This window comes from Catenuloplanes atrovinosus (assembly GCF_031458235.1).
Taxonomy (GTDB): Bacteria; Actinomycetota; Actinomycetes; order Mycobacteriales; family Micromonosporaceae; genus Catenuloplanes; species Catenuloplanes atrovinosus.
Genome location: NZ_JAVDYB010000001.1, coordinates 5621278 through 5642827 on the forward strand (window position 1 = coordinate 5621278; position 21550 = coordinate 5642827).

Below are 21550 nucleotides of genomic sequence, written 5' to 3' on the forward strand. Positions count from 1 at the left end.
TGCGCGCCCGCGTCGACAAGGCTCTCGCCGGGTTCCTCGCGCACCAGCGCACCCGGATGCACGACATCGACGACGCGCTCCGTGACGTGACGGAGGCGCTGGAGGCGTTCGTGCTGCGCGGCGGCAAGCGGCTGCGCCCGGCGTTCGGCTACTGGGGTTACCGGGGCGCCGGCGGCCTCGACTCGGACGCGGTGGTCACCGGCCTGGCCGCGCTGGAGCTGGTGCAGGCCAGCGCGCTGATCCATGACGACCTGATCGACCGGTCGGACACCCGCCGCGGCGAGCCGTCCGTGCACCGCCGGTTCGCGGCCCGGCACCGCGCCGCCGGGTGGAACGGCGACCCGGACGACTTCGGCGCGTCCGCCGCGATCCTGCTCGGCGACCTCTGCCTGGCCTGGTCGGACGAGATGCTGCACGGCGCCGGCCTGGACCCGGAGGTGCTGACCCGGGCGCGCGGCGCGTTCGACGAGATGCGCACCGAGGTGATGGCCGGGCAGTACCTGGACGTGCTCGCGCAGAGCGACGGCGACACGTCCGCCGAGCGGGCCGCGAAGATCGCCATCTACAAGTCCGCGAAATACACGGTCGAGCGACCGCTGCTGCTCGGCGCCGCGCTGGCCGGCGCGCCCGCGCCGGTGCTGGCCGCCTACTCCGGCTACGGCCTGCCGCTCGGCGAGGCGTTCCAGCTGCGCGACGACGTGCTCGGCGTGTTCGGCGACCCGGCGCAGACCGGCAAGCCGGCCGGCGACGACCTGCGCGAGGGCAAGCGCACGTTCCTGATCGTGGCCGCGCTGGCCGAGGCGGGCGCGGCGGACCGGGCGACGCTGCTGGCCGCGCTCGGCGATCCGGCGCTGGACGCGGCCGGTGTGGACCGCCTGCGCGCGATCATCACCGGGACCGGCGCGCTGGTCCGGACCGAGGAGCGGATCACGATGCTGACCGGCACCGCGCTGGCGGCGCTGTCCGCCGTACCGCTGGAGCCGGAGGCCCACCAGGCGCTCGCCGACCTCGCGGAGGCGGCCACCCGCCGCACCATCTGAATCGCTGTTTTGCCTGGTGAAGGCGTCGTTCCCGGTCCGGAACGACGCCTTCACCGATCTTTAGAAGCCGGCCGACTGGGCGCGCCGCTTGACCTCGGTCGCGCGTGGCCCGCCCAGCGCTACGGCGGGCGAACCGGGCAAAGTGGCATCTTCGGTGTAGAGCCACTCCAAAGCCTCTTGGTCGTTGTACCCAGCGTCGTGCAGCAACGTGAGGACGCCAGGGAGGTGCTTGAGCACGGTGCCATTCGCCACCAGCTCAGCGGGCACCCGCATGATGCCGTCACGACGGACCGCCAGCAGCGCGCGATCACGGATCATCTGGTGCACCTTGCTGATGCCCAGACCCAGGCGCTCGGCGACGTCCGGAAGAGTCAGCCACTCGGCGGGACCCGGGGTTTCGCCGGCATTCACATCACGGGGTTCGGTCACCGACCCACCCTCGCATGCCGCGGTCGCGGCGGGCCAGCGGATCCCCCACCGGATCGGCCGGCCGGCCCGCCCGGCGAAAGGAAGCAACGACACGTGAGCATCTTGCGGATCGTCCGCGACGAGGCGGCGGGCGCCTGGCGATCGCTGCGGTACGACCTCGCCCGCCGCGGCACGGAGGCGCCGCGGCCCCACGGCGGTTACGCCTACCCCGGATACGACCCGGACACCGAGAACCTCTCCGGGTACGCCCGCCCGCCCCGCCGCCTGCTGGCCGCCGGCGCGTTCGGCGTGCTGGCACTGGTCGGCGCCGCGGGCACCTACGTGACGGTGGCGAGCAGCCTCGACTCCGTGCTGAACACGGACGCTGCGGCACCCCGCGGCGCGCCCGAGATCCCCGGCGTCCCGGCCCCGTCGCCGTCGCCCGGTCCGGCGCTGCCACCGGCCGCGGCGGCGTCGGAGGCGGCGGCGCGCGCGTGGACCAGCGCGGCGAGCCGCCCGATGCCGCGCGGCGCCGCCACCACCGCGACGGCCACGGCCCGCGGCGTGGCGCCGGTCGCCTCAGGTCCGGGGCGGCGCACGGTCGAGGCCGCCCCGACGCCGGACGTACCGCCGCTGACCGGCACGCCGGGCTCCGCGCCGGCCGCCGGGTCGCCGGGCCCGGCCCACCCGGGCCTGCCGGTGCCCACGCCGACCTCGCCGGACTACCCGGGGCACTGGGACGGCGACGAGGACGAGCCGGATCAGATCCCGGACTGGCCCGACTGGCCCGAGCATCCGGATTTTCCCACCGCGCCCCCGGAGATTCCCGAGTCCATGACGCCCACCCCGGGCGTGGACGCCACCGGGCCGGCGAGCGCGGAGCCCACCGGGGACGCGCCGAACACGCCCGCGAGTTCTCACAATCCCGGGAATACCGGGAATCCGGGGACGAATGCCGTGGGCGACACCGGCTACTAGGCGGCCAGCACCGGGCATAGCGTGATCGATCGGGCACTCTCCGCAGGGAGGGTGCCCGTGACGTATTCGCTATGGCATCCTGGTCTGCCGGTTATACAACGACACTTAGACTTCAGGCCGATGGATACTCAGGTCGCCGACGAACTTCTGGGCTCGCTTGTCGACGGGCGCTACCGCATTCGCGGTCGAGTCGCCCGTGGCGGCATGGCGACCGTGTACACCGCTACCGACGAGCGCCTCGAGCGCACGGTGGCTCTCAAGATCATCCATCCGTCGCAGAGCCGCGACCCGCGCTTCCTGGAGCGGTTCACCGACGAGGCGAAGACGATAGCGCGGCTGACCCACCCCAACGTGGTCGCCGTCTACGACCAGGGCGTCTACCGCGGCCTGCCGTACCTGGTGATGGAGTACGTGCGCGGCCGCACGCTGCGCGACATCCTGGCCCAGCGGCGCCGGCTGGACCCGGGCGAGGCGCTGACCATCCTGGACCAGATGCTCGCCGCGGTCGCCGCCGCACACCGCGCCGGACTGGTCCACCGCGACGTCAAGCCGGAGAACGTGCTGGTCGCAGAGCCGCCGAGCGGCGGGCTGATGGACGCGGTGGTCAAGGTCGCCGACTTCGGCCTGGCCCGCGCGGTCGAGGCGAGCGCGGAGGACGAGTCCGGCGGCGGCCAGCTGATGGCCACCGTGGCGTACGTGGCACCCGAGCTGGTCTCCGAGGGCAAGGCGGACACCCGCACCGACGTCTACGCGTCCGGCATCGTGCTGTTCGAGATGCTCACCGGCCGCGTGCCGTACGACGGCGACCAGCCCATCGAGATCGCCTGGGCGCACGTCGACAACGACGTCCCCGCGCCGTCCACGCTGGTCCCGGGCCTGCCGCCGTCGGTGGACGCGCTGGTCCGGTCCGCCACCCGGCGCGACCCGGCGGCCCGGCCCACGGACGCCGGCCGGCTGCTCACCGCCGTGCAGGCGGTCCGCGAGGAGCTGGGCAGCGCGCCCGCCGCCGTACCGCCGCGCCCCGGCGACGCCGCGACCGCGCAGCTGCGGCCGGTCTCCGAGCCGACCCAGGTGGTGGCGCGGGTCCAGCCGCCGGTGGTGGACGACCGCCCGCCGTGGTCGCGCCTGCCCGGCCAGCCGGAGCGCGCCCGCCCGCAGACGTACCCGGCCGGCGGCTACCAGCCACCCGCCGGCGGCACCTACTCCTCCGGCGGCACGGCGTACGGCAGCACCGCTTCCGGCGGCACCGCGTACGCCTCCGGCGGCGGCGCGTACGGCACGCCCCGCCGCCCGGCCCCGGCGGAGAACCCGCGGCTGCGCGTGGCCCTGCTCGCGGGCGGCCTGGCCGTGCTGCTGGTGGTGCTGCTCGGCGGCTGGTGGCTCGGCTTCGGGCGGTACACCACCGTGCCCACGCTGACCAACCTCTCCCAGGCGGACGCACAGAGCGCGATCACCCAGGCCGGCTTCGAGGTCCGGCTCGGCGACGGCCGGTACGACGAGACCGTGCCCAAGGACTCCGTGGTCGCGCAGGACCCGCCCAGCGGCAGCCGGCTGACCAAGGGCTCCACGGTCACGCTGATCCTCTCGCTCGGCCCGGAGCGCATCGTGGTGCCGGACGTGGTGGGCAAGGACTTCGCCGTGGCCAAGCTGGATCTGGAGAACCTGGGTCTTACGGCCGAGCGCGGCCCGGACCGGTTCGACAACGCGATCCCCGAGGGCTTCGTGGTCGCGGTCGAGCCGGCGGTGAACGCGGAGGTCAAGCCCGGCGACCGGGTGACGGTGACGGTCAGCAAGGGCCGCGCGCCGATCACCGTGCCCAGCGTGATCGGCAAGAACGTCAACGAGGCGCGCGCCCAGCTGGCCGCGCTCGGGCTGAACGTGCTGGAGGAGCGCAAGGACGACCCGAACCGGGCACGCGACGAGGTCATCTCGCAGGACCCGCCGGACGGTGCCGGTGCCGAGCCGGGCGCGGACATCCGGCTGACGGTGAGCAACGGCCCGCCGCAGGTCACGCTGCCCCGGGTGGTCGACCGCCCCTGCCAGGAGGCGAAGGCGCAGCTGGAGGGCATGGGCCTGCGGGTGCGGACCGACGTCAACCCGAACGCGACCGTCCGCTTCCAGAACCCGGCGGAGAACACGCCGGTCGATCCGAACGCCGAGGTCGTGCTCACGTGCTTCTAGCGAACTCCCGCCCGATCGGCGCGCACTCCCCGACCGCCGGCGGGCTGGCCAAGGCCGCACTGCCGCACCTGGACGCGATCGGCGGCGAGGCCGTCCAGGTGTACGTGTCGAACTCGCGCGGCTGGGCGCTGCCGGCCGGAAACCCGGCGCAGGACGAGCTGTTCCGCGACGGCTGCGCCACCCGCGGCGTGCCCGTGTTCATCCACGCGGCGCTGCTGGTCAACCTGGGCTCGCCGACGGCCGCCACGGTGGAGAAGTCGGTCGCCACGCTGGAGCACGCGCTGGTGCGCGGCCGCGCGATCGGCGCCTCCGGCGTGGTGTTCCACGCCGGCAGCGCGGTCGACGCGGAGTACGCCGAGACCGCGCTGAAGCAGGTCCGCGAGTCGCTGCTGCCGCTGCTGGACGCGGCCGCGGCGGCCGGCGGGCCACGGCTGCTGGTCGAGCCGAGCGCGGGCGGCGGGCGGTCGCTCGCGGCGCGGGTGGAGGATCTGGGTCCGTACCTGGCCGCGGTCGATCACCACCCGTGGCTGGGCGTCTGCTTCGACACCTGCCACGCATGGGCGGCCGGGCACGACGTGGCGGTGCCGGGCGGCATGACCGCCACGCTGGACACGCTGGTCCAGACCGTGGGGGTGGACCGGCTGCGGCTGGTCCACGCGAACGACTCCAAGGACCCGTGCGGCTCCACGCGCGACCGGCACGAGTCGATCGGCAAGGGCGCGATCGGCGAGGAGCCGTTCGCGGAGCTGCTGCGCCACCCGGCCACCGCGGGCGTCCCGGTGGTGGTGGAGACCGCCTCCGACGGTACGGCCGGGCATGCCGCGGACGTGGCGACGCTCAAGCGGCTCCGCACTGTGTGATCTTCCTCGGTGTGACAGGTCTTGCCTGGCCAGGGTGTTTAGGGCACCCTAACCAAGGCAAGCCTTACCAGACCGGAGGAGCGCAGTGTTCGCGTGCATCTGTAAGCGGGTCCGCGAATGCGAGGTCCGGTCGGTGATCCAGGGCGGTGCGCGGACCAAACGGTCCGTGGCGGAGGCGTGTGGTGCCGGGACGAGCTGCGGCACGTGCGTCCGCCGGATCGGTGATCTGATCGACGAGGAGACCGGCGCGCAGGCGGCGCTCAGTCACACCACCTAAACATATCCTAAGAAAAACCGCTAATCGGGCATATTGCTACGCTCCCCTCCACGGCAACCACGTGGGGGGTACAGAGCCATGCAAGGCGACGCACGCGTCATCGAGTTCCTGAACGAGCAGCTCACCGCGGAACTGACCGCGATCAATCAGTACTTCCTGCACGCCAAGATGCAGGACAACTGGGGATACACCGTGCTGGCCAAGCACACCAGGCACGAGTCGATCGACGAGATGCGGCACGCGGAGGTCCTGACCGACCGCATCCTCTTCCTGGAGGGCCTGCCGAACTACCAGAAGCTGTTCGCGCTCCGGATCGGCGAGACGGTCAAGGAGCAGTTCGACTGCGACATGAAGATCGAGCGGGAGGCCGTCGACCGGCTGCGCGCCGGCATCGACCACATGCGGTCCGTCGGCGACGTCACGTCCGCCAAGATCTTCGAGGACATCCTCGCGGACGAGGAGCACCACATCGACTACCTCGAGACGCAGCTGCACCTGATCGAGAAGTTCGGCGAGGCGCTCTACCTGCAGAACGTCACGCAGCACCCCGAGGCCGGATAAAGGCCATCAACGCGGTACGGGCGGGACCTCCACCGAGGTCCCGCCCGTCTCTCACTGTCCCTGTGCGTTCAGCACGTCCACCACGAAGCGCAGGTCGCCGGTCGGCCGGCCGCTCCCGTCGTCCTTGTCGCCGTAGGCCAGGTCCGGCGGCAGGTCCAGGATGATCCGGCTGCCCACCGGCACGTTCAGCAGGCCCTTCTCCCAGCCGTCGATCAGCTGGCCCATGCCGATGGTGAACTCGATCGCCTGCTGCCGGCTCCACGACGAGTCGAACTCCTCGCCGGTGCCGTACAGCACGCCCACGTAGTTCGCCGTGATCAGGTCGCCCGCCTTGGTGGCCGGGCCGGTCCCCTTGATCACATACGTAATCTTGGGCTTGCCCTTCTCGAGCGCGCCCTCACCCTTCTCCACCGTCGGCTTCGTGCTCAGCGCCGGGTCGGCACCGGCCGGGACCGGCGGGAACGGCACCGCGGGCGGCACCGACTGCTGCTCCTCGGCCGGCGCGGTCGGCGTGGCGGCGGGCTCGGCCGACGGGTCGGTCCGGCGGCTGTCCGCGAACCACACCGCGCCGACGATCACCGCGACCACCGCGAGACCGATCACGGCCAGACCGAACGCCTGCCGGCCGGCCTTGCGGGCGCGGGCACGCTGCGTCTCTATGCGCAGCAGCTCCCGCTTCTCCGCCTTGGTCAGCGGGCGGGCCTCCTCGGCCTTCTCCGTCTCCTCGGCGGTGTCGCCGGCCTCCTCGGCCGTGGCCTCGTCCGCGCCCCCGGCGGCGGCCTCGTCCTGGTCCTTGTCCGCCGCCTCGTCGATGACGTCCGCCTTCTTCGGCGCCGTCGTCTCGGACTTCTCCGTTCCGACCGGATCGCTCATCTGTCTGTCGACTCCCGATGGACAAGGGCCCGGCTCAGGCCCGTACGGCGAATAGCTTGAATTTCTCGGTACACCGTAATGCCTGAAGCTGGACGCGACCCACCCGGGAGCGAACGGATCGGTACCGTTGTCTGTCATGAGCGAGCTCGCGAGCGAATCATGGGCTCAGCGCCGCCCACCACGGAACCGCAGCATGGAGGATTTTCCGGCATGAGCGAGCTCGCGAGCGAATCATCGGCTCAGCGCCGCCCACCACGGAACCGCAGCATGGAGGATTTTCCGGCATGAGCGAGCTCGCGAGCGAATCATCGGCTCAGCGCCGCCCACCACCGAACCGCAGCATGGAGGATTTTCCGGCATGAGCGAGCTCGCGAGCGAATCATCGGCTCAGCGCCGCCCACCACCGAACCGCAGCATGGAGGATTTCCCGGCATGAGCGACCCGACCATGGTTGGCTTCGGTGCGAAACAGGCCTGGCTGGCCGTGCGCGACGCCGATCCCGCCGAGATCATCAAGGCGATGGAACTGCGGGACCTCGGCCCGGTCCCCTGGCGCGAGGGCATCGACCTCGCCTACCTCACGGACGACCGGCTGGTCCTCACGCCACCGCTGCCCGGCGCGGACACCGCCGCCTGGACGCTGGTGACCGGACGCTGGCTGCTCACCCCGGCCGCCCGCGCGGAGCTGGACGTGGCGGACCTGTCCGAGTCGCTCGGCACCGAGGTGCAGTCCTTCGCCACGCACCGGGTCGGCGAGCTGCACTCCTGGCGCCGCGCGGTGAAGGGCACGCTGGTTCGCGCGTTCGGCTACATCGGCGAGAGCGGCGACGTCACGGCCTGGCACGGCGCGCCGGACGAGGCCGAGCGCGAGGCCGGCCTCCCGGCCGAGCTGGACGACGACACCACCGTGCTGATCTCCGAGCGGGACGTGCTGCGCGTCGCCGCCGCGTGGAGCGTGGACCCGACCCGCCTCGACGGCCGCCGCGCGCCCGGGCCGCTGCGCGCCGCCGCGGCGCCGTGACCGCTCAGCTGAGCAGGTCGTGGAGCACCTCGGCGGCGCGGTCGACGCCGGCCGAGTCCACGTCCAGGTGGGTGACCAGGCGGGCCCGGCGCGGGCCGACCGGCGAGATCAGCACGCCGCGCTCGCGGGCGGCCTCGACCAGAGCCGCGGCGTCCAGCGTGGACTTGGTCAGGTCGAGCGGCACCAGGTTGGTGCGGACCGCGTCCGCGTCGACCACGCCGGTCGGCGCCAGCGCCGCGGCCAGCCGGGCCGCGTGCGCGTGGTCCTCGGCCAGCCGCGGGATGTGGTGGCGGACCGCGTGCAGGCCACCGGCCGCGATGATGCCGGCCTGGCGCATGCCGCCGCCGAGCCGCTTGCGGATCACGCGGGCCCGGGCGATCGCGGCCCGGTTCGAGACCAGCACGGACCCGACCGGCGCGCCGAGCCCCTTGGAGAGGCAGACCGAGACGGAGTCGAACAGCCGGCCGTAGACGTCCAGCGGCACGCCGGTGGCGACGTGCGCGTTCCACAGCCGGGCGCCGTCGCAGTGCAGGCCGAGGCCGTGGCGGTCGCACAGCGCGCGGAGCTGCCGGAGCGTGTCCAGCGGGATGATCGTGCCGCCGCTGCGGTTGTGGGTCTGCTCGACCGCGATCGCCCGGGTCGCGTTCGTGTCGTAGCCACCCGGCACCCTGATCATGCTCTCGACCAGCGCCGGGTCCAGCGCGCCGCCCACCGCGGGCCAGGTGCGGGAGGAGATCCCGCCGTAGGCCGCCGCCGCGCCCATCTCGTAGATCAGCACGTGGGCGTCCGCGTCGGTCAGCAGTTCCTCGCCGGGTGGCACGAGCAGTTGCAGCCCGATCTGGTTCGCCATCGAGCCGGTCGGCGTGAACAGCGCCGCCTCGTGGCCGAGCAGCGCGGCCACCTCGTCCTGCAGCAGGTTGACGGTCGGGTCCTCGCCGTAGACGTCGTCGCCGACCTCGGCGGCCGCCATGGCCGCGCGCATCTCGGGGGTGGGCTTGGTGAACGTGTCCGAGCGGAGATCAACCACGCAGCATCTCCGCCACCAGGAAGGCCAGTTCCAGCGACTGCTGCGTGTTCAGCCGGGGGTCGCAGGCGGTCTCGTACCGGCTGGGCAGGTCCAGGTCCGCGATGCCCTGCGCGCCGCCGAGGCACTCGGTGACGTCCTCGCCGGTCAGCTCCACGTGGATGCCGCCCGGGTGGGTGCCGAGCTGGCGGTGCACCTCGAAGTAGCCGAGCACCTCGTCGACGATCCGGTCGAACTGCCGGGTCTTGTAGCCGTTCGACGACTCGATCGTGTTGCCGTGCATCGGGTCGCACTGCCAGACCACGGTGGCGCCGGCCGCGGTGACCTTGTCCACGATCGCGGGCAGCGCGTCCCGGACCTTGTGGTTGCCCATCCGGCTGATCAGCGTGAGCCGGCCGGGGATGTTGTCCGGGTTGAGCCGCTCGCACAGCTCGATCGCGGTCTCCGGCGTGGTGGTCGGGCCGAGCTTGACGCCGATCGGGTTCGCGATGCGGGAGATGAAGTCGATGTGCGCGTGGTCGAGCTGCCGGGTGCGCTCGCCGACCCAGAGGAAGTGGCCGGAGAGGCAGTACGCCTTGCCGTCCGAGACGCGGGTGAGCGCGCGGTCGTACTCCAGCGCCAGCGCCTCGTGCGAGCAGGCCAGGTTGACCGTGCGCAGCGCGTCGTCGTCCTTCATGCCGCAGGCGCGGATGAACGCCATGGCCCGGTCGATCTCGCGGGCGATCGCCTCGTAGCGCTCGCCGGCCGCGGACGAGCGGACGAAGTCCTTGTTCCAGTCGTGCACCGCGTGCAGGTCGGCCAGCCCGCCGTTGAGGTACGCGCGCAGCATGTTCATGGCGGCGGCCGAGTTCGCGTACGCCCGGATCATGCGCTGCGGGTCCGCGACCCGCGCCTCCGGCGTCGCGTCCAGCGAGTTGATCATGTCGCCGCGGTACGCCGGCAGGCCCAGCGAGTCCGTCGCGGACGAGCGCGGCTTCGTGTACTGACCCGCGACCCGGGCCACCTTCACCACCGGCAGCGACGCGCCGTAGGTGAGCACCACGGCCATCTGCAGCAGCGTGCGCGCGTTCGCCAGCAGGTGCGCCTCGGTGTTGTCGGAGAACGTCTCGGCGCAGTCGCCGCCCTGGAGCAGGAACGCCTTGCCCTCCGCCACCAGCGCCAGCCGGGCGCGCAGGTCGTCCACCTCGTACGGCGCGACGATCGGCGGCACCGTGTCGAGGACCTTGCAGACCTCGCCGACCTCGTCCAGGTCCGGCCACGGCGGCATCTGCAGGCGCGGGAGCGTGCGCCAGCGGTCGAGGCCCAGCGCCTCGGCCTCCTCCGGGTCGGTGGTGGGGCGGCTGGTCTGCAGGGCGACCGAGCCGACGGCGGGATGACTCAGCTGATGCCACTCCTGGCGCATGCCTCAACACTACGGAACCGGCCGCCGCCCCGGAAAAGAGGCCCGCACGTCCCATCCACCAGGACGTACGGGCCCCTCACCGGCTAATCGAGCAGCTCGGTCACGGTGCCGGCGGCCACGGTCCGGTTGCCCTCGCGCACCGCGAAGCCGAGCCCGGCCGCCATCGCGACCGGCCGGTCCAGGACCACGCCGAGCGACACCGTGTCCCCCGGCACGACCATCGGCACCTCGCCCAGGTCCATCGCGCCGGCCACGTCCGCGGTCCGGAAGTAGAACTGCGGACGGTAGTTGGCGAGGAAGGGCGTGTGCCGCCCGCCCTCGGCCGCGGTCAGCGCGTACAGCTCGGCCCGGAACCGCCGGTGCGCCCGCACCGAGCCCGGCACGGCCACCACCTGGCCGCGCGCGACCTGGTCCCGCTTGACGCCGCGCAGCAGCACGGCCGCGTTGTCCCCGGCCTCGGCCGCGAGCAGGCTCTTGCCGAACGTCTCCAGCCCGGTCGCGACCGTGGCGATCGGCTCGCCGAGCCCGACCACCTCGACCGGCTCACCGAGGCGCAGCGTGCCGCGCTCGACCGCGCCGGTGACCACGGTGCCGCGCCCGGAGATGGTGAGCACGTTCTCGATCGGCATCAGGAACGGCTCGGCCAGGTCCCGCGGCGGCTCCGGCACGTAGCCGTCGACCGCGTCCAGCAGGTCCGCGATCGACTGCGTCCACCGCGGGTCGCCCTCCAGCGCACGCAGCGCCGACACGCGTACCACCGGCACCTCGTCGCCCGGGAAACCGTACTCGCTCAGCAGCTCCCGCACCTCCAGCTCGACCAGGTCCAGCAGCTCGGTGTCGGCCACCGCGTCCGCCTTGTTCATGGCCACCACCAGGTGCGGCACGCCGACCCGCCGGGCCAGCAGCACGTGCTCGCGCGTCTGCGGCATCGACCCGTCCAGCGCGGACACCACCAGGATCGCGCCGTCGACCTGCGCCGCCCCCGTGATCATGTTCTTCACGTAGTCGGCGTGCCCCGGCATGTCCACGTGCGCGTAGTGCCGGCTCGCGGTCTCGTACTCCACGTGCGCGATGTTGATGGTGATCCCCCGCTGCACCTCCTCCGGCGCCCGGTCGATCCCGTCGAACGACACGTAGCTGTTGACCTGCGGGTACCGCTCGGCCAGCACCTTCGTGATCGCCGCCGTCAGCGTCGTCTTCCCGTGGTCGACGTGCCCCATCGTCCCGATGTTGAGGTGCGGTTTCGTCCGCACGAACTGGCTCTTGGCCATGACCTTTCCCGTTGTATTCGTAAATTGCACCGGACGGCGAGCAGCAAAACGCGGGCGGACGCCACTCCGCGCCATTGACAATGGCATGACTCCGCGCCAGAACCGCGCGACGAAACCCCATGAGACTCCGGGGGTACGACGAGAGCACCCTCCTCCTCCGGTCCTGCTGGAACGGGAGAAGGGTCAGCTATCCAGTCGTCCGAGCATGACGGCGAGCGCGCCCACCCGGCCACCGCCGGTGCGCACCTCAAGCCCAGTCATGCCCAACATGGCGCCAAGAATAGTGCGGCGACCGGAAAGCCGCCACCCCATTGAATAGGCCTGCCCTCACCGCCGGGTGGACGGCGGTGAGGGCAGGTGTCCAGCGCGAAGGGATTACTTAGTTGAGGCCGTTCTTGACGGCGGTGATGAGTTCGCCGTTCGCGGTGTCGCCGGAGAGTTCCCAGAAGAACGCGCCGCCGAGACCCTGCTGCTTGGCGTAGGTCATCTTGCCGGTCATGGTGGCGGGGGTGTCGTAGCTCCACCAGTTGTTGCCGCAGAAGGCGTACGCCGTGCCGGCGACCGTGCCCGTGGCGGGGCAGGCGGTCTTCAGCACCTTGTAGTCGTTGATGCCGGGCTCGTACTGGCCGGAGGCCGGGCCGGTGGCGGTGCCGCCGGGTGCGGCCTGGGTGACGCCGGTCCAGCCGCGGCCGTAGAAGCCGACGCCCAGCAGCAGCTTGTCGGCGGGGATGCCCTTCGCCTTGAGCTTCTGGATGGCGGCGTCCGAGTAGAAGCCCGCGGTCGGGATGCCGTTGTACGAGGTGAGCGGCGAGTGCGGGGCGGTCGGGCCCTGCGCTGCCCAGGCGCCGAAGTAGTCGTACGTCATCGGCATGATCCAGTTGAGGTCCGCGGCCGCGCCGGCGTAGTCGGTGGCGTCGATCTTGCCGCCGTTGGTGCCGTCCGCCGTGATCGCGGAGGTGATCAGCGCGTTCGGGCCGAACTTGGAGCGCAGCGCCGAGATCACGTTCTTGTACGCGTTGGGCCCGCTGGTGTCACAGCTCAGGCCACAGGCGTTCGGGTACTCCCAGTCGATGTCGATGCCGTCGAACACGTCCGCCCAGCGCGGGTCCTCGACCACGTTGTAGCAGGACTCGGCGAACGCGGCCGGGTTCTGCGCGGCCTGGGTGAAGCCGCCGGACCAGGTCCAGCCGCCGAACGAGTAGATCACCTTGAGGTGCGGGTACTTCGCCTTGAGCTGCCGCAGCTGGTTGAAGCTGCCGCGCAGCGGCTGGTCCCACGTGTCCGCCACGCCGCTGACGCTCTCCGCCGCGGTGTAGGACTTCTCGTACGCCGGGAACGTCTCGCCGACCGAGCAGCGCCCACCGGTGGTGTTGCCGAACGCGTACAGGATGTGGGTCAGCTTCGCGGCGGAGCCGCTGGTGTCGATGTTCTTGACGTGGTAGTTCCGCTGGTAGACGCCCCACTCCGCGAAATACCCGACGACCTTCTTACCGCCCGGGTCGACCGGCGGCGGCGTGGTGGGCGGGGGCGTGTTCGGCGGCGGCGTGGTCGGCGACCCGGTGGTCGGCGGCGTCACCGGCCCGCCGGAGCAGGACACGCCGTTGATCGTGCAGTTCGTGGGCGCGGTGTACCCGCCGGTGGCCACGTATCCCCAGGTCACGGACGCGCCGGGGGCGAGACTGCCGGCCCAGCTCTTCTTGACCGCGGTGTACGTATTACCGCTCTTGGTGACGTCGGCGTCCCACGAATTGCTGATGGACGCGCTGGCCGGCAGCGTGAACGTGATGCTCCACGTGGCGACGGCGGCGTCGGAGCCGTTGGTCACCTTGACGGCGACCTCGTGCCCGGTCCCCCAGTCGGAGCTGGCGGTGAAGGTGGCGGCGATGCTGCCCGCGGCCATCGCGTTGACGGCCGGGACTGCGGTGGCGGCCAGCGCCGCGACGACCGCACCCGCCAGCAGCCCGCGGCGGACGGATTTTCTCATGGCGTCTCCACATCGATTAGGAAACTTTCCTAAGAGTGAAGGGCTACGTCACCACTTCGTCAAGATGGCCATACATGGATTTATCAATTTCTTAGGGCAACGGACGATCCGGACACCTCACGGCGCGTAGTCTCCAGTCTCATGACCGTCTTCGACGTCGAGATCAACTCACTCACCGGCGCGCCCTTCGACCTGGCCCGATACCGCGGCAACGCGCTGCTCGTCGTGAACGTCGCCTCCAAGTGCGGCTCCACCCCGCAGTACACCGCGCTGGAGGCGCTCGCCGAGGAGTACGCCGACCGCGGCCTCGTGGTGCTCGGCGCGCCGTGCAACCAGTTCGGCAACCAGGAGCCCGGCACCGCCGAGGAGATCGCCGAGTTCTGCGCCACCACCTACGGCGTCACGTTCCCGATGACGGAGAAGCTGGACGTCAACGGCCCCGGCCGGCACCCGCTCTTCGCCGCGCTGACCGACACGCCCGACACCGACGGCGAGGCCGGCGACGTCCGCTGGAACTTCGAGAAGTTCCTGGTCACCCCGGACGGCACCCCCACCGCCCGGTTCCGCACCCCGATCCGCCCCGACTCCCCCGAGGTCCGCACCGCCATCGAAAAAATCCTCCCGCACTGACCCTCACGCCCCTGCGGGTCGCGGCGATGCACGACGTCCGGGGTGGCGGGACGAGCGGCGGAAGTCATGGGACCGGCCGCGGGAGAGCAGGGAGGAGCGCCGGCGACGACCGGTGCCCGCGCCGGAACGGGTATATGAGAATTCCCGCTCAGGTCGGCCGGCGGCCGGCGAAGCCGCACTCCAGGCGGTGGTACCAGTCGATGCTGCGGTCGCCCTCGAGCCAGCACCAGAGGACCGGGCGGCCGTCGCGTTCGCCGGGGAAGTCGAGTGTGACCGGGGCCAGGTTCTTGATCTGGATGCCGTTCTGTTCGAGGAGCTCGACGGTGGCGTAGATCCGCGCGTCCAGCGCCTTGATCTCCGCGACGCCGCCGAACGCGCTCTCGATGCCGTCGGCCAGGTCGGCCTTCAGCTCCGCCAGGTCGGCGCGGAGCGTGATCAGCTCGTCGATGCGGGGACGCAGGGTCGCGATCAGCTGCCGGGCCTCGGCCAGTGTGAACACGACCCTCAGTATGGTGCATTCGTTGATCAGGCCATGCACCTGCCCGATCTGTCGCACTTCTTCCCCCATCGTGTCGTGGAGGGCGCGGACCTCGACGGGGTGCGCGTGCCGGGCCTGCGCGCCGAGTTCCACCGCCGCGCGAGCGCCGGCCGGACCGAGTCCGTCGGCGTCTACCGCTTCGCGGGCGAGGGATCTTCATGGCCTGGGGGTACGTCGGCGAGCAGCACTGCCGGTTCACCGCGCTCCGTGACGCGGCGGGCGGGTGGGGCGAGCCGGCGCCGGGATGCCCGCCGGTCCGCGAGGTACGGGACGGCGGGCGGGTCACTGCCCTCACGGTCGGGGATCACGTGCTCCCCATCGACCTCAGTGACCCACCCGCCGCCGACCCGTTCGGCTCCGGCCCGGACGTGCCGCCGCCGACCACAGAGGATTGAGACCAGCCGATGCCCAGGGACTGGCCCGGCCTCCGCAGCCGACAGCGGGGTCCACTCCGGGGCCCCCTGCCCCGGAAGTCGCCGGTGAGTGACCGGTGGCAGCCGGCCACTCACCAACGGGGCGGTTCGAGCGCGGCCGCGGGGGAAGGGGCGGAACCGCGCACGAACCTGATGGAGCCGATGGTGAGGCCGAGCGCCACGCCGAACAGCACGAGGTGCACGGCCGGCGGGACGATCGGCACGAAGGCGATGACGGCGACCGGGATCTGGATCAGTCCGACCAGGGCCATCAGCAGGCCCCGGCGCCGGGCTCCCCAGAGGTACGCCGAGACGACGGGCGAGATGACGACGGCCAGGCTCAGCACGTCCAGGAGCGCGTGGAGGTAGGGGTTCGTGACCTTGTCGTGCGCGAACGCGGACGCCGGGCTCGCCACCCACAGCATCCCGGCCGTCGCGCCGAGCGTCGCCCCACCGAGGACCAGGGATCGTCCGGCTGCTCGCATGGTGCACCTCCCCAGATCGGCAGTCAATTACTCGCTGTCATTTGACCGTAACGGGGAGCAGTGAGGGGGCGGAAGACCCACCGGGATGAATGAATAAACGGCCGGGTGAATGGCCGTGCATCTTCCCCCCGTGGAGCTTCCACACACCCCCTGATCAGGTGTTTTGCGCCGCGAGAGCGATCGCCCGATCGCGTGCGGCGGCAAGAGCATCCAGCACGGCGGCACGCAGTCCATGCCGCTCCAGTTCGGCCAGCGCGGCCGCGGTGGTGCCGGCCGGGGAGGTGACCGCCTCGCGCAGCGTGACCGGATGCTCACCGGAGTCGCGCAGCATGGTGGCGGAGCCGAGTGCGGTCTGCACGGCCAACTCGCGCGCGGTGCGCCGGGGCAGCCCGAGGTGCACGCCGGCCTCGATCATCGCCTCGACGAACAGGAAGACGTACGCGGGCCCGGAGCCGGAGACCGCGGTGACCGCGTCCTGCTGATTCTCCGGCACCCGGAGCACGGCGCCGAGCGGCCGGAACAGCTCCTCGGCCAGCGTCACGTGCTCGTCGGTGGCGTGCGCGCCCGGCGAGATCGCCGAGATCGCGGCGCCGGCCAGCGCGGGTGTATTGGTCATGACGCGCACCACGGGCGTGCCCTCGGGCAGCCGGCGCGCGAAGAACTCGGTGGTCAGGCCCGCGCAGAGCGAGACGACCAGCGTGCCGGGGCGCACGTGCGGGGCGGCCTCGCGCAGCAGCGCGTCCGCGTCCTGCGGCTTGACGCCGATCACCAGCACCTCGGCCTCGGCCGCGGCGGTCGCGTTGTCCACCACCCGGACGCCGTGCGCGGCGCGCAGTTCCTCCGCGCGGGCGGGGCGGCGCGCGGAGGCCAGCGCCCGGTCCGCCGGGTGCCCGCCGCGCAGCAGCCCGGCCAGTACCAGTTCGCCCATCGTGCCGGCGCCCAGGACCGCGACGATCCGCCCGCTCACGCGTACCCCCTCGGGTGTGGAAACGGCCGTGGGGTGCGGTTCCGGACGGAACCACACCCCACGGCGGTAGATCAGCTGCCGAAGAAGACCTCGGCCTCGGTGTACCGCTCCAGCGGCACGGTCTTGAGCTCGCCGGTGCCCTCGATCAGCGGGATGCGCACGATGTCGGTGCCGCGCAGCGCGACCATCTTGCCGAAGTCGCCGTCGTTGACCGCGTCGATCGCCTGCAGGCCGAAGCGGGTGGAGAGCACCCGGTCGAACGCGGTCGGCGTGCCACCGCGCTGGATGTGGCCCAGCACGACCGTGCGGGCCTCCTTGCCGGTCTTCGCCGCCAGCTGCTCGGCGAGCCACTGGCCGATGCCGCCGAGGCGGACGTGGCCGAAGCTGTCCAGCTCCTGGTTCTGCAGGACCATCTGGCCCTCCAGCGGCTGCGCGCCCTCGGCGACGACCACGATCGGCGCGTACTCGTGCTGGAACCGCTTCTCCACGTACGCCGCGACCTGGTCGACGTCGAACTCGCGCTCCGGCAGCAGGATGACGTTGGCGCCACCGGCGAGGCCGGCGTGCAGCGCGATCCAGCCCGCGTGGCGGCCCATGACCTCGACGATCAGCGTGCGGTGGTGGCTCTCGGCGGTGGTGTGCAGCCGGTCGATCGCCTCCATCGCGATGTTCACCGCGGTGTCGAAGCCGAACGTGTAGTCCGTGCCGTTCAGGTCGTTGTCGATCGTCTTCGGCACGCCGACGACGTTGACGCCCAGGTCGGCGAGCTTGGTGGCCACACCCAGCGTGTCCTCGCCGCCGATCGCGATCAGCGCGTCGACGCCGAGGTTGGCCAGGTTCTCCTTGACCCGCTCGACGCCGTTCTCGATCTTGAACAGGTTGGTCCGGGAGGAGCCGAGGATGGTGCCGCCGCGCGGCAGGATGCCGCGGACCTGCGGGATGCCGAGCGGCATGGTCAGACCCTCGAGCGGGCCCTTCCAACCGTCGCGGAAACCCACGAACTCGTGGCCGTAGACCGTGACACCCTTACGGACCACGCCGCGGATGACCGCGTTCAGACCAGGGCAGTCTCCGCCGCCGGTGAGCACGCCGATACGCATGTTGGCTCGTCCCTTCACAACACGTGCAAGCTTCTTCGGCACAGGGCCCCAGGGGCGACACTGCCGGCCCGGGGCGGGCCGCCATCGCAGACTGTAGTCGCCGTCACTAAGGCGCCCCCGGGCAGTCCCCGGCTACACCGCGATGTCAGCCGCGCTACATCTCGGTGACACTCCTCAGCCAAAACCCGGACGCCCGAAAAGCGGTGCCGCACCCGGGCATCACGTCCCGGGCCCCGTCATGGCCTTCCAGCGGGCCAGGTTGTGCCGCGCGTCGACCAGCGCGTCGTGCCGGTCGGCCTCGGCGTCGGGCAGCGGCGGGCGGCCCTTGTCGTCCCAGAGTTGGCGCAGGTCCTTGGTGAACCGCGGGATCGCCCGGGGCAGTGCCGGCATCGCGCCCCAGAGCTGCGCGAGCACCACGTGGTCGTACGCGGCGAACCAGGCCCACAGGTCGAGCTGCTCGCCGGTGCGGCCACGGATCGGCTCGACCAGGAACTCGTACAGCTCGTCGCGGATTCGCTCGCGCGACCGCCACGCGGGATCACCCGGAGAGGGGAGGCGGTCGAGGACATTGCGGCGCACCCAGGGCGTGGCACGCGTACCGTCGAACTCCGTGGAGATCGCGTAGAACTCCCGGCCGTACTCGTCCACCACGCCGATCGAGACCAGGTCGATCGTTCGACCATCCTCGATGAACTCACAGTCATAGAAGTAGCGGTATGTCATCGCGCACCATCCTCACCCATGCTGATGGTGGCTCCCCATCCAGGGGTGCGTGCGGCGACCCATGATCGGGTAAAACCGGGGCCGGTGGGTCGCGCACCTTAACCGGCCCGAAACGCAGTCGGCATGTGGCCTGGGAACAGTTCCCGGACAGTCGGCACCACGAGGTGGGAAAGAGAATGGTCGATACTCCGCAAGACGCGACGACGCTCGCCCCGAAGGACCCGAAGCCGGGTCCGGCCGCGCTCACGCTGGGGGTGGAGGAGGAGTTCCACGTCATCGACCTGGACACCCGGGAGCTGGTGCCACGCGCCGGTGAGCTGCTGGACCGGCTGCCACCGGACTCGTTCACGGCCGAGTTACAGCGCTCCGTGGTGGAGACGAACACCGCGGTCAGCCGCACGCTCGACGATCTCCGGGAGGACATCGTCCGGCTGCGGCGGCTGGCGGTCGGCGTGGCGGACGCGGCCGGACTGGGCATCGCCGCGGCCGGCACCGTGCCGCTGCTCAACGGCGAGGACCTGGCCATCACGCCCACCACCCGGTTCCGGCACATGCTGGACGAGTACCAGATGCTGGCGCGCGAGCAGCTGATCTGCGGCGCGCAGGTGCACGTCGGCATCGACGACCGGGACGTGGCGGTGGCGGTGGCCCAGCGGGTGCAGCCGGTGCTGCCCTCGCTGCTCGCGCTCTCCGCCAGCTCGCCGTACTGGATGGGCCAGGACAGCGGGTACGCCAGCGTGCGCTCGCTGGTCTGGCAGCGCTGGCCCACCGCCGGCGACCCCGGCCTGGTGACCAGTGCCGCCGACCACGACGCGCTGGTCCGCGAGCTGATCGCCACGGAGACGATCAGCGACCCCGCGATGATCTACTTCGACGTCCGGCCGTCCGCGCACGTGCCCACGGTGGAGCTGCGCATCACGGACGCCAGCTCGGACGTGGAGACCGTGGTGCTGCTGGCCGGGCTGTTCCGGGCCGTGGTCCGGCGCGAGATCGACCGGGTTCGGGCGGGCGAGGCGTACACGCCGGCCCGCCCGCCGGTGCTGCGCGCCGCGCTGTGGCGGGCCGCGCGCTCCGGCCTGGAGGGCGACCTGATCGACCTGCCGCGCGGGCCGAAGCCGGTGCCCGCGGCCGAGGCGCTGCGCCGGCTCACCGCGGACCTGCGCCCGTTCCTGGAGGAGGCCGGCGACTGGGATCAGGTCACCGACCTGCTGGAACGCGCGTTGCGGCGGAGCAGCGCGGCGGCCCGGCAGCGGCGTGCGTACACCCGCCGGGGCCGGCTGGCCGACGTGGTGGACCTGATCCTGGCGGAGACGCGCGGCGGCGAGACGCCCCGGGAGGCGGCGGGGCCGTCCGGGCGGCGGCTGGCCGACTACGCCAGCGCGGCCGACGAGATGTTCCCGGACACCGGGCCGCCGGAGGCGTACCGCGGGATCGTCGGCGCTTTGGACCAGATCGGCGCGCAGGAGCTGCGTCAGCGCGAGCAGTTGCGCGACGAGGAGCAGCGGGCGCGCGGCGTCACGTTCAGCGTGGCCGGCGAGGCGAGCACCCGGCTGTTCCCGTTCGACCTGGTGCCGCGGCTGGTCGACGCGCCCGACTGGGCCGCGCTGCGCGCCGGGCTCACCCAGCGGGCCCGCGCGCTGGACGCGTTCCTGCGCGACGTCTACGACGAGCGGTGGGTGGTCAAGGACGGCGTGATCCCGGCCTGGGTGGTGGACGGCGCGCCCGGGCTCAAGCCGACCGGCGCGCTGATGCGGCGGCAGGCCACCCGCGTGCAGGTGGCCGGCATGGACCTGGTCCGCGACCGGCAGACCGGCTGGCACGTGCTGGAGGACAACCTGCGCGTGCCGTCCGGCATCGGGTATGCGATCCAGAACCGCCGCCTGACGCTGTCCGTACTGCCGGAGCTGCCGCTGCCGGACAACCTGCTGCCGGTGGACGACACGCCCGCGATGCTGCGCCGCGCGCTGGTCGCGGCCGCGCCGCCGGCGGCCGGGGACGAGCCGTCGATCGTGGTACTGAGCCGCGGCAGCGACGACTCGGCCTGGTTCGAGCACCGGCTGCTCGCGCTGGAGATGGGCGTGCCCGCCGCGGTGAGCACGGACCTGCTGGTCGCGGACGGCACGGTCTTCCTGGTCCAGCAGGGCCGGCGGCAGCGGGTGGACGTGATCTACCTGCGGATGGACGAGGACGAACTGCTGCACGCGCCGGGCGCGGACGGCATGCCGCTGGGCTGGCCGCTGCTGTCCGCGGTGCACACCGGGCGGCTCGCGGTGGCGAACGCGCTGGGCAACGGCGTCGGGGACGACAAGGCGGTCTACGCGTACGTGCCGAAGTTCATCGAGTACTACCTGAGCGAGAAGCCGCTGCTCGCGGACGTGCCCACCTACCTCGGCGGCGTGCCGGAGCAGCGCGAGGAGATCCTGCGCCGGCTCGGCGAGCTGGTGGTCAAGCCGGTCGACGGGTACGGCGGCGACCGCGTCGTGATCGGCCCGTACGCGTCCGAGGCCGAGCTCACCGCGCTGCGCAGCCAGGTCACGGCCGCGCCGCACCGGTGGATCGCCCAGGAGGTGGTCTCGCTCTCCACCCACCCGGTCTTCGACGGCGAGCGGCTCACGCCGCGGCACGTGGACCTGCGCGCGTTCGTCTTCCTGGGCGACGGCGCGGAGGTCGCCTCGGCGGCGCTGACCCGCGTGGCACCGGCGGACAGCATGATCGTCAACTCGTCGCGCGGCGGCGGCGCCAAGGACACCTGGCTCCTCGGATAACCGAGGAACAGCTCACACACCGGACTGCCGGAGTCCGGTGACGGGTACCC

The 21550-nt window shown here is 72.0% G+C and carries 21 protein-coding genes; 10 read left to right on the plus strand and 11 right to left on the minus strand.

The window, feature by feature from the left end; genetic code table 11:
- Positions 1-56 precede the first annotated feature (56 nt).
- Positions 57-1040: a polyprenyl synthetase family protein gene (locus J2S41_RS24840; protein ID WP_374728271.1), complete on the plus strand. Its 984-nt coding sequence runs from the start codon at positions 57-59 to the stop codon at positions 1038-1040.
- A gap of 60 nt (positions 1041-1100) precedes the next feature.
- On the opposite strand, the gene J2S41_RS24845 is transcribed toward J2S41_RS24840, so the two are convergent.
- A complete protein-coding gene (locus J2S41_RS24845; RefSeq protein ID WP_310370985.1) occupies positions 1101-1469 on the minus strand; it encodes an Rv2175c family DNA-binding protein in 369 nt (122 codons plus the stop codon).
- Positions 1470-1562: 93 nt separating this feature from the next.
- Here J2S41_RS24845 and J2S41_RS24850 point away from each other — a divergent pair, with 93 nt between their 5' ends.
- The 5 genes from J2S41_RS24850 to bfr all read left to right on the plus strand — a co-directional run bounded on the left by J2S41_RS24850 (position 1563) and on the right by bfr (position 6305).
- Complete coding sequence (locus J2S41_RS24850) at positions 1563-2426, plus strand: hypothetical protein (protein ID WP_310370988.1); 864 nt, start codon at positions 1563-1565, stop codon at positions 2424-2426.
- Positions 2427-2546: 120 nt separating this feature from the next.
- The gene (gene pknB, locus J2S41_RS24855; protein WP_310370990.1) at positions 2547-4607 is read left to right on the plus strand and encodes a Stk1 family PASTA domain-containing Ser/Thr kinase; all 2061 of its coding nucleotides are present in this window, start codon (positions 2547-2549) and stop codon (positions 4605-4607) included.
- Positions 4598-5467: a deoxyribonuclease IV gene (locus tag J2S41_RS24860; RefSeq protein ID WP_310370992.1), complete on the plus strand. Its 870-nt coding sequence runs from the start codon at positions 4598-4600 to the stop codon at positions 5465-5467. Before pknB ends, J2S41_RS24860 begins: the two co-directional genes overlap by 10 nt.
- Before the next feature lie 85 nt (positions 5468-5552).
- Positions 5553-5744, plus strand: coding sequence for a (2Fe-2S)-binding protein (locus J2S41_RS24865; protein WP_310370994.1), 192 nt, complete (start codon positions 5553-5555; stop codon positions 5742-5744).
- A 78-nt stretch (positions 5745-5822) separates the two neighbouring features.
- A complete protein-coding gene (bfr, locus tag J2S41_RS24870) occupies positions 5823-6305 on the plus strand; it encodes a bacterioferritin (RefSeq protein WP_310370995.1) in 483 nt (160 codons plus the stop codon).
- Positions 6306-6356: 51 nt separating this feature from the next.
- Here bfr and J2S41_RS24875 read toward each other — a convergent pair whose 3' ends face one another.
- Positions 6357-7178, minus strand: coding sequence for an FKBP-type peptidyl-prolyl cis-trans isomerase (locus J2S41_RS24875; RefSeq protein ID WP_310370996.1), 822 nt, complete (start codon positions 7176-7178; stop codon positions 6357-6359).
- Positions 7179-7610: 432 nt separating this feature from the next.
- On the opposite strand from J2S41_RS24875, the gene J2S41_RS24880 reads away from it, so the two are divergent.
- Positions 7611-8198, plus strand: a complete 588-nt coding sequence (locus tag J2S41_RS24880) for a hypothetical protein (protein WP_310370997.1) — start codon at positions 7611-7613, stop codon at positions 8196-8198.
- A 4-nt stretch (positions 8199-8202) separates the two neighbouring features.
- Here the strand turns inward: J2S41_RS24880 and J2S41_RS24885 are convergent, their stop codons facing one another.
- The 4 genes from J2S41_RS24885 to J2S41_RS24900 form a co-directional block, all read right to left on the minus strand.
- On the minus strand, positions 8203-9225 hold the full coding sequence (locus J2S41_RS24885) for a threonine aldolase family protein (protein ID WP_310370999.1): 1023 nt from the start codon (positions 9223-9225) through the stop codon (positions 8203-8205).
- On the minus strand, positions 9218-10624 hold the full coding sequence (locus J2S41_RS24890; protein WP_310371000.1) for a class II 3-deoxy-7-phosphoheptulonate synthase: 1407 nt from the start codon (positions 10622-10624) through the stop codon (positions 9218-9220). The genes J2S41_RS24885 and J2S41_RS24890 overlap by 8 nt, the downstream gene beginning before the upstream one ends.
- 83 nt (positions 10625-10707) lie before the next feature.
- The gene (gene tuf / locus J2S41_RS24895; RefSeq protein ID WP_310371002.1) at positions 10708-11895 is read right to left on the minus strand and encodes an elongation factor Tu; all 1188 of its coding nucleotides are present in this window, start codon (positions 11893-11895) and stop codon (positions 10708-10710) included.
- A gap of 379 nt (positions 11896-12274) precedes the next feature.
- Entirely contained in the window at positions 12275-13879 is a 1605-nt protein-coding gene (locus J2S41_RS24900; RefSeq protein WP_310371004.1) for a glycosyl hydrolase family 18 protein, read from the minus strand.
- A gap of 141 nt (positions 13880-14020) precedes the next feature.
- Between J2S41_RS24900 and J2S41_RS24905 the strand changes: the two genes are divergently transcribed.
- Positions 14021-14509, plus strand: a complete 489-nt coding sequence (locus J2S41_RS24905; RefSeq protein WP_310371006.1) for a glutathione peroxidase — start codon at positions 14021-14023, stop codon at positions 14507-14509.
- A 148-nt stretch (positions 14510-14657) separates the two neighbouring features.
- Here the strand turns inward: J2S41_RS24905 and J2S41_RS24910 are convergent, their stop codons facing one another.
- Positions 14658-15008: a DUF2203 domain-containing protein gene (locus J2S41_RS24910; protein WP_310371008.1), complete on the minus strand. Its 351-nt coding sequence runs from the start codon at positions 15006-15008 to the stop codon at positions 14658-14660.
- 197 nt (positions 15009-15205) lie between these two features.
- Between J2S41_RS24910 and J2S41_RS24915 the strand changes: the two genes are divergently transcribed.
- The gene (locus J2S41_RS24915) at positions 15206-15442 is read left to right on the plus strand and encodes a hypothetical protein (RefSeq protein WP_310371009.1); all 237 of its coding nucleotides are present in this window, start codon (positions 15206-15208) and stop codon (positions 15440-15442) included.
- A gap of 110 nt (positions 15443-15552) precedes the next feature.
- On the opposite strand, the gene J2S41_RS24920 is transcribed toward J2S41_RS24915, so the two are convergent.
- The 4 genes from J2S41_RS24920 to J2S41_RS24935 all read right to left on the minus strand — a co-directional run bounded on the left by J2S41_RS24920 (position 15553) and on the right by J2S41_RS24935 (position 18735).
- Positions 15553-15945: a hypothetical protein gene (locus J2S41_RS24920; protein WP_310371011.1), complete on the minus strand. Its 393-nt coding sequence runs from the start codon at positions 15943-15945 to the stop codon at positions 15553-15555.
- A gap of 154 nt (positions 15946-16099) precedes the next feature.
- Entirely contained in the window at positions 16100-16912 is an 813-nt protein-coding gene (gene proC / locus J2S41_RS24925; RefSeq protein ID WP_310371014.1) for a pyrroline-5-carboxylate reductase, read from the minus strand.
- Between the two features lie 71 nt (positions 16913-16983).
- Entirely contained in the window at positions 16984-18012 is a 1029-nt protein-coding gene (locus J2S41_RS24930) for a 6-phosphofructokinase (RefSeq protein WP_310371016.1), read from the minus strand.
- Positions 18013-18231: 219 nt separating this feature from the next.
- On the minus strand, positions 18232-18735 hold the full coding sequence (locus tag J2S41_RS24935) for a polyadenylate-specific 3'-exoribonuclease AS (protein WP_310371018.1): 504 nt from the start codon (positions 18733-18735) through the stop codon (positions 18232-18234).
- A gap of 176 nt (positions 18736-18911) precedes the next feature.
- Between J2S41_RS24935 and J2S41_RS24940 the strand changes: the two genes are divergently transcribed.
- Positions 18912-21500, plus strand: a complete 2589-nt coding sequence (locus J2S41_RS24940; protein ID WP_310371020.1) for a glutamate--cysteine ligase — start codon at positions 18912-18914, stop codon at positions 21498-21500.
- The last annotated feature ends 50 nt before the right edge of the window (positions 21501-21550 follow it).

What these genes read in the sequence shown, in the direction of transcription:
- J2S41_RS24840 (WP_374728271.1), top strand. Translation starts at nt 57, where the DNA reads ATGCACGACATCGACGACGCGCTCCGTGACGTGACGGAGGCGCTGGAG.
- pknB (WP_310370990.1), top strand. Translation starts at nt 2,547, where the DNA reads ATGGATACTCAGGTCGCCGACGAACTTCTGGGCTCGCTTGTCGACGGG.
- bfr (WP_310370995.1), top strand. Translation starts at nt 5,823, where the DNA reads ATGCAAGGCGACGCACGCGTCATCGAGTTCCTGAACGAGCAGCTCACC.
- J2S41_RS24875 (WP_310370996.1), bottom strand. Translation starts at nt 7,178, where the DNA reads ATGAGCGATCCGGTCGGAACGGAGAAGTCCGAGACGACGGCGCCGAAG.
- J2S41_RS24880 (WP_310370997.1), top strand. Translation starts at nt 7,611, where the DNA reads ATGAGCGACCCGACCATGGTTGGCTTCGGTGCGAAACAGGCCTGGCTG.
- J2S41_RS24890 (WP_310371000.1), bottom strand. Translation starts at nt 10,624, where the DNA reads ATGCGCCAGGAGTGGCATCAGCTGAGTCATCCCGCCGTCGGCTCGGTC.
- tuf (WP_310371002.1), bottom strand. Translation starts at nt 11,895, where the DNA reads ATGGCCAAGAGCCAGTTCGTGCGGACGAAACCGCACCTCAACATCGGG.
- J2S41_RS24900 (WP_310371004.1), bottom strand. Translation starts at nt 13,879, where the DNA reads ATGAGAAAATCCGTCCGCCGCGGGCTGCTGGCGGGTGCGGTCGTCGCG.
- J2S41_RS24905 (WP_310371006.1), top strand. Translation starts at nt 14,021, where the DNA reads ATGACCGTCTTCGACGTCGAGATCAACTCACTCACCGGCGCGCCCTTC.
- J2S41_RS24915 (WP_310371009.1), top strand. Translation starts at nt 15,206, where the DNA reads ATGGCCTGGGGGTACGTCGGCGAGCAGCACTGCCGGTTCACCGCGCTC.
- J2S41_RS24920 (WP_310371011.1), bottom strand. Translation starts at nt 15,945, where the DNA reads ATGCGAGCAGCCGGACGATCCCTGGTCCTCGGTGGGGCGACGCTCGGC.
- J2S41_RS24930 (WP_310371016.1), bottom strand. Translation starts at nt 18,012, where the DNA reads ATGCGTATCGGCGTGCTCACCGGCGGCGGAGACTGCCCTGGTCTGAAC.
- J2S41_RS24935 (WP_310371018.1), bottom strand. Translation starts at nt 18,735, where the DNA reads ATGACATACCGCTACTTCTATGACTGTGAGTTCATCGAGGATGGTCGA.
- J2S41_RS24940 (WP_310371020.1), top strand. Translation starts at nt 18,912, where the DNA reads ATGGTCGATACTCCGCAAGACGCGACGACGCTCGCCCCGAAGGACCCG.